General features: G+C 43.2%; 7 protein-coding genes. 2 read left to right on the forward strand and 5 right to left on the reverse strand.

The genetic code is table 11. The features are described 5' to 3' along the window. The 3 genes from HZA08_09515 to HZA08_09525 form a co-directional block, all read right to left on the reverse strand. A partial coding sequence (locus HZA08_09515; protein ID MBI5193662.1) for a thrombospondin type 3 repeat-containing protein occupies nucleotides 1-4,062 on the reverse strand: 4,062 nt, incomplete at its 3' end. Nucleotides 4,063-4,612: 550 nt separating this feature from the next. Next, nucleotides 4,613-5,554 carry a flippase-like domain-containing protein gene (locus HZA08_09520; protein MBI5193663.1) on the reverse strand — a complete coding sequence of 314 codons (942 nt, stop codon included), beginning with the start codon at nucleotides 5,552-5,554 and terminating at the stop codon, nucleotides 4,613-4,615. Nucleotides 5,555-5,723: 169 nt separating this feature from the next. Then, complete coding sequence (locus HZA08_09525) at nucleotides 5,724-8,249, reverse strand: phosphatase PAP2 family protein (GenBank protein ID MBI5193664.1); 2,526 nt, start codon at nucleotides 8,247-8,249, stop codon at nucleotides 5,724-5,726. Between the two features lie 272 nt (nucleotides 8,250-8,521). On the opposite strand from HZA08_09525, the gene HZA08_09530 reads away from it, so the two are divergent. Further along, a complete protein-coding gene (locus tag HZA08_09530) occupies nucleotides 8,522-8,668 on the forward strand; it encodes a hypothetical protein (protein MBI5193665.1) in 147 nt (48 codons plus the stop codon). A 221-nt stretch (nucleotides 8,669-8,889) separates the two neighbouring features. Here the strand turns inward: HZA08_09530 and HZA08_09535 are convergent, their stop codons facing one another. Both HZA08_09535 and HZA08_09540 read right to left on the reverse strand, forming a co-directional pair. Continuing rightward, entirely contained in the window at nucleotides 8,890-9,930 is a 1,041-nt protein-coding gene (locus HZA08_09535; GenBank protein MBI5193666.1) for a sensor domain-containing diguanylate cyclase, read from the reverse strand. A 78-nt stretch (nucleotides 9,931-10,008) separates the two neighbouring features. Beyond that, the gene (locus tag HZA08_09540; protein MBI5193667.1) at nucleotides 10,009-10,380 is read right to left on the reverse strand and encodes a DUF488 family protein; all 372 of its coding nucleotides are present in this window, start codon (nucleotides 10,378-10,380) and stop codon (nucleotides 10,009-10,011) included. Nucleotides 10,381-10,626: 246 nt separating this feature from the next. Here HZA08_09540 and HZA08_09545 point away from each other — a divergent pair, with 246 nt between their 5' ends. Then, on the forward strand, nucleotides 10,627-12,558 hold the full coding sequence (locus HZA08_09545; GenBank protein ID MBI5193668.1) for a sulfatase-like hydrolase/transferase: 1,932 nt from the start codon (nucleotides 10,627-10,629) through the stop codon (nucleotides 12,556-12,558). Nucleotides 12,559-12,745 lie beyond the last annotated feature (187 nt).

Raw genomic sequence — 12,745 nt, forward strand, 5'->3', positions numbered from 1 at the left:
GGGTATTGTCACATTAATACTCGCCGCACCCGGTGTAGTTGTATTGTATGGGGCCAAAAGGAATTTACTTGGGTCGTCGGAAGTCAGCGTAACACTTACAGGAGTTGACGGATTGCTCGGCAGATAGACATAGTGATTACTTCTGGTACCGGTTCCCCCTGTCATCGGGCTTGAGCTGAACTGTACCTGAGGCCCGCCTATAACCCTGATAGAAGCTGTATCTACGCCAACCCCGCCATCATCGTCCGCTACAGTCAATGTAGCTGTATATGTGCCGCTTGCAGAATAGGTATGAGTTCGGGAAAGCAGGCCGGAATCAGTATTTCCATCCCCATAATCCCAGATATAAGTATGTGTATCGTCGCTGCCAGGGTCAGTAAAACTACCGCTGAATGAGACAGGATCTCCCAGCAGGACTGTCCTGTCTGAACCTGCATAAGCTGTTGGAGATACATTATTTACAGTCACAAGAAGGGTATCAAAATCAGAACCGCCTTTATCATCAGTAACCGTAAAAGTAACCGTATAAATCCCGTTGTCAGCATAAGCATGGCTCGGTGATAAGCCGCTTCCGCCGGTCAAGTCACCGAAATTCCATGTATAACTGGTAATAATTCCATCCGGGGCTAATGCACCGGCATCACTAAAACTAACTGCTGTCCCTTCATTAGCTGTCTTAGCTATACCTGCATACGCATCAGGCGGTCTGCATCCGAATATGGTTACTGTTGCACCGGAAGGGGTATTAGGACAGGCATCCAGAGTATTACCCACACCATCATTATCATTGTCCGGGTCGCAGGCATCTCCTATACCATCGCCGTCAAAATCAGCCTGATTGAAATTAGGGACAAAAGGACAATTGTCAGTTGTATCAGCTATGGCATCATTATCATCATCCGGGTCACACACATCACCCTGTGTATCACCATCATTATTGGCCTGGTCAGCATTGGATGTCATCGGACAGTTATCAGCACCGTCAAGTACACCGTCGTTGTCATCGTCCGTATCACAGACATCACCCTGAGCATCACCGTCATTGTTTGCCTGGTCAGAATTGGCAATTGCAGGACAGTTGTCTACGTTACCGCAAACTCCGTCACCATCAGCATCGTTTGCCGCATCAAGAGGACACGCATCGCACGCATTACCAAGACTATCTCCATCACTGTTGGCCTGATCTGCATTCGCTGTCGTCGGGCAATTGTCTACGTTACCGCAAACTCCGTCACCATCTATATCGTTTGCCGCATCAAGTGGACAGGCATCGCACGCATCGCCAAGGCTATCACCATCTGCATTAGCCTGGCTTGCATTTGCCGTCATGGGACAGTTATCAACTCCGTCAGCTACACCGTCATTGTCATCATCTGCATCGCATACATCACCCTGTGCATCGCCGTCATTATTGGCCTGGTCAGCATTGGCTATAAGAGGACAGTTGTCAGCGCCATCAAGTATTCCATCGTTATCATCATCCGTATCGCAGGCATCACCCTGACTATCTCCATCAGTATTAGTCTGGTCAGTGTTGCTTATCAGGGGACAGTTATCAGCACCGTCTAACACTGTATCATTATCATCATCCGGGTCGCAGACATCGCCTTGGGCATCACCGTCATTATTTGCCTGGTCAGCATTGGATGTCATCGGACAGTTATCAGCACCGTCAAGCACGCCATCATTATCATCATCAGGGTCGCACACATCACCCTGTGCATCACCATCATTATTGGCCTGGTCGGCATTGGATGTCATCGGACAGTTATCAAGACCATCAAGTACACCGTCGTTGTCATCGTCCGTATCGCAGACATCACCCTGTGCATCGCCGTCATTGTTTGCCTGATCAGCATTGGCAATTGCAGGACAGTTGTCTCCGTTACCGCAAACTCCGTCACCATCAACATCGTTTGCCGCATCAAGCGGACACGCATCGCAGGCATTACCAATAGTGTCTGCATCGCTATCCGCCTGGTCGGCATTGGCTGTCGTCGGGCAATTATCTACGTTACCGCAGACTCCATCACCGTCTACATCGTTTGCCGCATCAAGTGGACAGGCATCACACGCATCTCCAGCACCGTCACTGTCACTGTCAGCCTGATCTGCATTGGAAACAGCCGGGCAGTTATCGGTTGAATCAGGGACGCCGTCACCATCCGAATCGCTCTCGCAGGCATCACCTATTCCATCCCCGTCTGCATCAGCCTGATCTGCATTTGGAACGCTCGGACAATTATCAGTAACATTGGCTACACCATCTCCATCCATATCACCATCGCAGACATCACCAAGTCCGTCTCCATCAAGGTCAGCCTGGCTTGGATTAACATTTAATGGACAGTTATCACCGGTATCCTGTACCCCGTCATTGTCATCATCCGCATCACAGACATCACCCTGTGCATCACCATCCGTATTTGTCTGGTCCGGGTTATAACCTGTTGGACAATTGTCTAATGTGTCGTCAACTCCGTCTCCATCTATATCATTATCGCAGGCATCTCCAATACCATCACCATCACTATCTGTCTGTAAAGGATTGGCAACAAGAGAACAGTTATCTAATGTATCTAAAATACCATCATTATCATCATCAGCATCACACACATCACCCTGTGCATCACCATCATTATTAGCCTGGTCAGCATTAGCTACAAGGGGACAGTTGTCTGAGCTATCAGGTATCCCATCACCATCATCATCACCATCACACGCATCACCAATTCCATTACCATTGGTATCTGTCTGGTCAGGATTGGCTACTAACGGACAATTATCACTGTTATCTAAAATCCCGTCATTATCGTCATCAGTATCGCAGGCATCACCCTGTCCGTCTCCATCATTGTCCGTTTGTGTTGGATTTGGTGTAAAAGTACAGTTATCAACTCCATCTAAAACGCCATCGTTGTCATCATCAGTGTCACACACATCACCGACACCATCCGCATCATTGTCTGCCTGGTCAGGGTTGCTGATTAAAGGACAATTGTCTATTGAGTCAGGTACACCGTCTCCATCATCATCGCTATCACAAGCATCGCCGACTCCATTATGATTTGTATCTGTCTGATCAGGATTTGAGACTAATGGACAATTGTCAATGCCATCAGGTATCCCGTCATTATCATCATCTGTGTCACATGCATCACCCTGACCATCCCCATCCGTATCAGTCTGATCTAAATTTGGGACAAGTGAACAGTTGTCTGAACCGTCAATAACTCCATCATTGTCATCATCTGCATCACAGACATCTCCAACACCATCTCCATCATTATCAGCCTGGTCAGTATTAACTATGAGAGGACAATTATCAGATACATCCAATACGCCGTCGTTATCATCATCTAAATCACATGCATCACCATCGCCGGAGCCATCTGTATCTATTTGGTCAGGATTGAAAACTGTAGGACAGTTATCAATTAAATTTACAACACCATCACCGTCTAAATCATTATCACAGGCATCACCTGCACCGTCATGGTCTGTATCTGTCTGAAGAGGATTGGCAACGAGAGGACAGTTATCAGAGGCATTATCTATGCCATCACCATCTATATCATTATCACAGGCATCACCTGTACCGTCATGGTCTGTATCTGTCTGAAGAGGATTGAATACGAGAGGACAGTTGTCAGTAGAATCAGGGACACCGTCGCCATCAGTATCCACTGGAAGCACGCCTGAACATAATATATTTACGATCTTATAACTTTTTTTTGTTATTTTCAGATTACACTGGTTGGCTTTTACTGTTTGTATTTCAGTAGTCCACAACCAAACTGCCGGTGTTTGCTGGACTGCACTGGGTTCAATCGCCTCTAAACTGGGTGAAGAATAAATAGGGTCTGCCTTACATACCACCTTCACTAAACTTGGTGTATTTTTTAAATAAACCAAGTTACATACTTTAGCCCTGATGCTAAGACTCCCTCCTGAACTTAGTGTAACAGGGGGAATAAGACGAGCTTCGGCTGTCGAGCCGGCAATAAGCCACGAGACATTCATTAACACTGTAAAAATAACGATCCATATATTACGTTTCATAGTGACCCCCTTTAAATACTTTATTTAAGAATAAATAAAGTAAGTTAAAATTTTATAAATAGACACCTATTTCGACACCTATTTTTTTGTAGAAGTTTAGCTGACAAAAAAATCCTATTCAATAATTTTCATTTTTTTTGTTTATAGTAACGGAATATAACAAATGAAACGGATATGCTCACATTAAATAATATTGTAACCCTATTTTTTATAGTTGCAATATACATACCATTGGAAGAAGCTGTAAGTTAACATATTGATTTAACAAGGGATTAATTGAATTTACAGACGTCACTTTTAACTTTTAACAAAGGTAAGTGTTAAATTTCCTGACAGTTGAATCGGAGTTGTTCTTAAGTTTTGGACAGGAATTGGTACATGAACTTTAAAGAACATTATATATTTCAATAAGTTCTATATTATTTTAGCGGTGTTAAGTTTCTTGTCACTTATTCTGAAGAACTCAGATGTTTTAAGAGATGGCACTTACTTAATCGTTGATATTTCAATAAGATATGACAATAATTAAAGGTGTAAAGATTTCTGTCACTTACATATCTGCCGGGTTTGTTTCTTGTTTCCTAAACTGCTTCCATGAAAATCCGTTTTTACTTATAAGCAGTCCTAATCCGCCAATAAGACTCGCTATTAGAACAATCACAAACCAGCCGAATGCAAAGGTCAGGGCCTCTGTCTTTGGAACATTTGCATAAGAAAAGAAGTACACAAATGCCCCTTCTCTAAGACCTATGCCGCTTATGCTGAGCGGGAGCATACTAACGGTTGCAACGAGGGGAATGAGGAAAAAGTAGAATGTCCATGGAATTTGCATCCCAATAGAAAGGCCGATAAAAACATGGATAATTATTATTAGGGTCTGAAAAAGCATGGATATAAGAATAGACTGAAAAAGCACAGAGGGTTTTTTCCAGAAGTTCAAGGCTAATTCACCTGTCTTACCCATGATGTTTAATAAGCCTCCTGCAAAAAAAGGGAGCAGGATTCCAATAACTAATAAGGCATCTGCTATTAGTACCCCCCAGACAAGCTGTTGCGGGATATTGCCCCATTTGAGCAGGGTAACAGAGAGACCTGCCATAAGAAACAGGACTGCCAGTCCGGTTCCCCTGTCTGCGAGTACAGAGACGATAGCCTCCCGTATCTTTTTGTTACCCTTTGTTATAAGGTAACACCGCCCTATATCTCCCCCTACAAGGGTCGGGAGAAACAGACTGAAAAACATACCTGCAAAATAGTACTTAATAAATTCCCAATAGCTGTTTTTAAAGTCCATTACAAAAGCAATTATCCTCCATCGCCATGCACAAATTACCTGGCCTGTTATGTATAAGAATAAGGCTGCTGTAAGATAAGGCACCTTAACATTCTGAAAAAGATGCCAGACTTCCATGATGTCTATTTTGGAAAACAGATAAACCATCAGAGCAATGCTGATTAATGCCTTGATTATTGTTGTAATTGTTTTTTTCATGCAAAGTTCTCCGTTGCCCACCCCCACCCTGACCCTCCCCCGTCAAGGGGGAGGGGATTTTCGTTTGCCCACTCCCGTCAAGGGAGGGGGAATAAACGAGGGAGGAAATTTGTTTTCTAACTTCTTGCTTCTTACTTCTTACTTCTAACTTCTTGCTTCTGCTTACCTCTCACCTCTGATTACTCAGCAGCACATACCCGCCCTTCTGCCCCATTACAAAGACATTAGGTTTCTTCAACAGCCAGTCTGAATTTGCATCCTTTGTAATTATAAATAACCTCTTTTGAGAGGCAATGGCCTCTGATAATTGTTCCTTCTGACCGGCCTTAAATTCTACTACATGTTGCCTTGAATAGAAAACTATGCTCGGTTTATTCAATGCATAAACGGCTACCTCGCCGTTTTCTTTTTCTGACATGGCACCGGCTGTTATTGCAAATTCTCTTAATGGGGCTTGCAGGTATTTATCAGCAATCGGGACTATACGGTTCAGTAGGAGAAAAGTAGTAATGGTCATCATCATTACCAGTATCCCGAAAGATATATTTTTGTGCAATGTCCTGAAGGAAACAGTAAACAACACCATACTTAATATGATAATTCCCACGATGATATAGAATATACCCTGCCCTTCCAATGGCTCGAAGATGTATTTTGATAAGGAAGGAGCAGTTGTGAGATGGGTTGGGAGATATATTAAACCTGCGGCAATAGTAATACCAAGGATGATACAGAAGATGGCAGATGCTTTAAACCACCCCTCACCCTGACCCTCTCCCCTGAGGGGAGAGGGGGCAATGTTTCTTCCCCTCCCCTTCAAGGGGAGGGTTAGGGTGGGGATGGGGTTATTGCCACTTGCAATATACCCCTCCCACAATCTCCCTACTAATATGGCCAGAGCTGGGGCAAGCGGCAATATATAACCGGGCAGCTTGGTCTTTGAGATTGAGAAAAATACGAATACTGCAAGGAACCATATAGCAGTGAATAGCACGACAGAATCCCTATAATTAAAAACATCTCGTTGTCTAACTTTACGAAAAGCATTTATCAGGGCTGATGGAAGAAAGGCACTCCATGGGAAAAATCCCACAAGAACAACCGGTATAAAATAATAGAACGCCCCTCTGTGGCCGGAAACAACACCTGTAAACCTTGTAAGATTATGTTTTATCAGGAACTCACTGATAAACCCGAACCCATTTACCCATATCTGCATGACATACCAGGGCAGAGAGGCAAACAGAAAAATTATAACACCTGAGGTTAATCCGATTTCCTTTAGTACCTTCTTAATATGCCCTCTGATCAACAAAAAAATAAAAATTATCATGCCGGGAATCACTAATCCTACAGGGCCTTTTGTAAGAACCGAAAGACCGGCAAAGAGGAAGAAACAGCGGTACCACCAGTGTTTATGGCACGTCCGGAAATCACCCCATCCCCACCCTAACCCTCCCCTTGAAGGGGAGGGAATCATAGCATCCTCTCCCTCAGGGAGAGGGTCCGGGTGAGGGTAGGGTTGTGTCATATTGAGTTGTCGAAGGATGCTCCCATTTTCATCGCCCTTGGTAAACACTGGCTCATGAGGGTTCCCGCCCTCTTCCTGTTCAATATATCCCAGAAAGAAACAGAAGAGTGATGCAGTAATAAATAGCGTAAGCGGCATATCTGTTATGGATGCGTGGGATAATACAATTACCTCAATGGAAGTAGCAAGAATCAGTGCACTAAGAACACCCCATAAATGATTCCCGATTAGTTTAACAAAATAATATGTCATCAATACAAGGGCTAACCCGAACACCGCAGGCCAGAATCTCGCTGCAAATTCGTTTACACCGAAAAGTTTGAAAGCAGAAGAGATGAGCCAGTAAATCATCGCAGGCTTATCAAAACTGCTTGTATAATTATAGTGTGGTGTAATCAGGTCTCCTGATTCAGCCATCTCCCTTGCTGTTTCAGCATAGACCGCTTCATCAACATCAAATAAACCCGGGGTACCGAGATTGTAGAACAACAGGAAGAAGGTTAAAGCGGCAATACCAATAACCGCACCATTGCCTTTAATAAAAGTTTTAATATCTTCCATACCCCAATTCAATACTATCTTTCCAATCCAGAGACCAAGCAGGATACCGGCAAAGACATCAGAAGTAAAATGGGCATTAATATATATCCTTGAGAAACTTACAAGGATTGCATAAATATAGAGCGGATACTTCAGCCTTGGGAAAAAAGGCGCCATTGCAGATGCGAGTGCAAAAGATGAGGTTGCATGGCCTGAAGGAAACGAATCAAATCCTCTTGCAATAGTTGGTCCGAGACTGAAACCAACAACATCCATTATCTTAGGCCTTGGCCTGCCAATGAGGAACTTTATCGCCTGCACAAAGATACCGGCCAATGCTACACTGTATAATCCTTTCCTGCCGGCGTCACTTAATGTTAACCCCCCACCCTGCCCCTCCCCCGTCAAGGGGGAGGGAATAGTCGTTTGCCCCCCTGCCCTCAAGAGATGAGGAATTATCATTATAACTATACAGAATACCCCCTGAATCCATCCCTTTCCAAGATAACTCACCCACCCCATATAAGTAACAAGAACAGGGATTTTCATATAAGCAATAACATCCCTGATTGGGTTATCTAATACCAAAAGGATTAGAAGCGGTATAAAAAAGGATTTTAACATCCGGCAATTATGCGATAATAGAAAGAGCAATGTCAATTGCCCCCTCCCCTTAATCCCCTCCCGCCTATTAAGAAATCCCCCCCACCTTAGTCCTCCCCCGCACGGGGGGAGGATGTGGAGGGGGCGGGAGGGGAAAATTAAGGTTTTGCGGTATCAATCCAATTTGCAGGTCAATTTGACTTTAGTTTATTTTCACTATAATATGTCACACCAGATTCCCGCTAAAACAATGCGGGAATGACAACCTTTTTATATTTAAGGAGAAAATTCAGATGGCGACCATAAACTACATGGTAAAGGTAGAAGACGCAAAAATGGCACAAATAAAGAAAGCCCTTGAAACAGCAAATATTAAAGTCTTAAGTATTATTGATGTATATAAGTCAGGGGAAGAGCAAGGGAAAAAGGAGCAAGCATAGGAGAAGTAAGAAGCAAGAAGTTAGATGTAAGAAAAAGGAAGGAACAGCATCTCAAATCTTATTTCTTACTTCTTGCTTCTAACTTCTTCCTTCTTGCTTCTAACTTCTTGCTTCTTACTTCTTCCTTCTTACGTCTAAATTCTTACTTCTTGCTTCTAACTTCTTACTTCTAACTTCTTCCTTCTTGCCTCTTCCTCTAACTTCTTGCTTCTGCTCTATGCTTAAACACTGACAACTAAGTCCTTGCCCTTATGTTTTGCCTGATATAGCCGGTCATCAGCCTTGCGGATGAGGTCGTCTACTGTTTCAATGCCGTTGTAGGGATAAGTTGAGATTCCTATGCTTACGGTTATACGTTCACTTTCTGCGAAAACATCTGCCTTAAAGCTCCTGACAGTCTTACATATCCTGTTGGCAAGATTGATGGCATCCTCTTTATTTGTATGAGGCAGTAACACTGCAAATTCCTCTCCTCCATACCTTGCCGTAACATCAGTCTCCCTGACGCTCTTCTTAAGTACCCTTGCAACCTTTTGCAGTATTATGTCACCTCTCTGATGACCGAACTTATCATTTATCTTTTTAAAATCATCCAGGTCAATCATAAGGTAAGAGAGATTTGTACTGTATCTCTTAGCCCTTTTAAACTCCTCATTAAGCCTTCTCACAAAAAACCTGTGATTATACAGCATGGTCAGGCCGTCAGTAATCGCCATCTTCTCAAGCAATACCTTCTCCTCCTTCATGCTGTTGAACAGATGTGCATTTCTCAGGGCTACTGATGCCATACTTGCAACTACCTGACATGTCTTTATCTCTTTCTCGCTTAACTGCCCTCCCCTTCTTAATGTCTTCAGATATAGTATCCCCATAGTTCCTTCAGCATAATGTATAGGGATTACAATGATAGATTGGATTCCAATGGTGAGGAGGTTATCTCTGAACTCTTTTATGACAGGACTGTCACTGACATCCTTAATTATTACGGCATCATCTTCTTCAATGGCCTTTATAATTTCAGGGTATTTGCTCAGGTCTATAGTGATCGTCTTCAGTTCAGGGTCTTCACATCTTGCAAGTATCTGCCCTGTCTTCCTTGTTTTATCAACATGGATCAGGGAACATCTTGTATCCTTCAATACTTCTGATACCTTTTTTACAATTAGAAAGAGGAGGTCTTCTGTTTCAAGGGTGGAAAAAATCTCACGGTTGATTTGAAGAATGGTATCAATGGCATATAAGTCATCTTTATGATTATCCACTATAAGTCTACCCCATTTCTAATATAATAGGGACATAACACTAAATACCTTCAGCCTATCTACCTTCAGCCTAATTACCTACCCTGCTTCTAAACTAACAGAAACTCCAACCTTCTCTCCTGCTGACTTAATTGCCTCTGCTGCCATTTTCCTGTGACATGATTCAAACGATACCTCCCAGCATAAAAGGCATATATTATTATTTGCATTTGCCTTCACCCAGTCTTCTATTGCTGAGGCTCGTTGTTTCAGGACTGCAGACATCTTTTCCATAAATTTTTCTGAGTCTTTTGTCCTGTTAAATTCTATCTGCATGTCAAAGGTCGGCGCAAACAGGTAGAGTATCGGGATATCCCTGTATCTCTGAGGTTTTGTTGTAGCGATTCCATAAGACACATAGCCTTCAGAATTAAGCGGTACATTCTCAAAATTTCGTGTCATCAATTTCATGGCGGTATATTACCATATCTTTTAAAAAATAAAAATAGCAAAAAAATATACTTCATCCGAAAATCAACCCCATCCCCACCCTAACCCTCCCCTTGAAGGGGAGGGGATAAAAACTAAGCACCCTCTCCCTCAGGGAGAGGGTCCGGGTGAGGGTGGGGTTTTCATTGCCCTTTGTGAGCGCCCCGCTCATGAAAGTTCATCCGAATATTTGACAACCTTTTTAATAAAATATATTATTTTTCACCAATGACCACATGGCTGCGTTTATACATCAAGTCTTTAGTCTTATTTACTATACTTACATTTACAGAAAAACTTTTTTTCACAATATATTACCGTCCCAATGCTGATGTACTCAATATCAGCAGAATAATGTATGCCCTGCTGTGGGGTATACGTTTCGACCTTGCGATTGGCGCATTACTATCTCTTGCCGTATTCCTTATATCTTACCTGTCAATGCGGCTGGCCCGGTATGATTTTGTTAAAACCCTGTCGGTATCCAATATGGTGACAGCCTGTCTTCTTATAGCAGTGCACGGTGCAGATCTCATGTACTACGGAGAGGCAGGACGTCACCTGGGGTATGAGATGCTGCAGTTCGGCAATAATGCCGGTGACCTTCTTGGAAGTGCAATCTGGGAATATCAATGGGTATTTTTATCTCAGATTGTCCTGGGCATACTGACCTGCATCACCATTCGTAAACTATTCAATCATCCCCACTCACGTAATGTACACCGGAATAAAACAGTAATGCATCACCTGAGGCTGGAAGTCAGCCTGGCAGCCTGCGTAATCTTTAGCACGGTATTGTTTCGCGGCGGTGTAACAGGTATACCTATGGAACCTTTGACCGCTCAGGAGATCGGCGACAGCACACAGGCCGTTCTTGCTTTGAACGGGGCATACAATGCCTTCCATGCTGTCTTTTCGCATAAGCATCTTGATAATGTGCATATAAATTATCTGACTAAACAGCAAGAACAAATCACGCTGCAGAGTATGTACCCCCTTAATTACAAAAATTACAAACAGCAGGAAAACAATAGGAAGACTACTCAATACAACGTGGTTATTATTCTACTGGAGGGCTGGGATGCGAGCTACATGAAGTCGTATGGATACGACAAAGATGTTACTCCGTTCTTCGATAAGCTGAGAACGCAGGGACTGACATCCTTTGTTACCATTGCAGGCGGGAATCGTACTACCGAAGGTATGTTCAGCACCTTTTGTTCAATACAGAATCCGCTCGGTAATTCAGTGGTTCATAGCCCATTGCAAAGCTATCCTTACGACTGCCTGCCGGATATACTGCGTAAGTCAGGTTACACCTCTGCCTTTTTCCAGGGTACAAACAAAAATACAAGCGGTGTCGGCTCTTTTGCACAGGAAATAGGATTCATTGATAGTTATGGCAAGTCGGATATTAAGGAGCCAAGGTATCCTTTCCACAATTGGGGGGCACATGACCCTGATGTCTATGACTTTGCCCTTGCTAAGATGCGGATTATGAAAAAACCGTTTTTGGCCGGCATCAATACCAACTCCACACATGGCGTTCAGCTTCCTCAAGGTGTCGTGCCTTTTGTCTCATCAAACAGCCAACAAGACATGTTTGTTAATACTATGCACTTTGCCGACCATGCATTGAATCAATTTATTAGTAATTTTCCTCTGGAGTCATTAGGCCCGACACTGTTTGTCTTAGTCGCAGACCACACTCGTGGAGTATTAACATCAATTTACGATACCTATCGCATACCAATGTTAATATACGCTCCGGATATAATTAAGCCGAGGCATTTGACACGCGCTGTGTCTCAACGTGATATTGCCCCGACTGTTATGGATATATTGGGCATCTCAATGCCGTCATCATTCGCCGGTAAATCTATGCTCCGTGATGATGAACCGCCTTATTTTGCTGAATTCTTTAACGCAGGATACATCGGGTGGATTGAAGGTGACCTTTTGATGGTTCTGTCTGTGAAGAATCCCGCACAGCATAACTGTTATAAATACCGTGATGATACCCTGCTTAAGAATGTTATACCATGCGGCATACATGAGACTGATTTGTTACACCATGCCATGGCCTTTACTCAGCGTTCCCAGACCTTACTTTTCAAAGGTCATACGAGTGACTTCAAGTCATTGATTCATAATAATTAATCAGTATACATCTTTTAAGTCTTTAGATATTGTGGATAAATATTACCTACGTAACCCTTCAGTGAGGCGTGGTGACACGAAAAAACTACTTGCGTTCTGGTTGCCATCTATGGTACAACATGATGAATGGAGATGGCGGTCAGATATCGTGGCAGAGAATTCGCCCATGAGGAAATAGCCGAAGTAC

This window comes from Nitrospirota bacterium (assembly GCA_016212215.1).
GTDB lineage: Bacteria > Nitrospirota > 9FT-COMBO-42-15 > HDB-SIOI813 > HDB-SIOI813 > JACRGV01.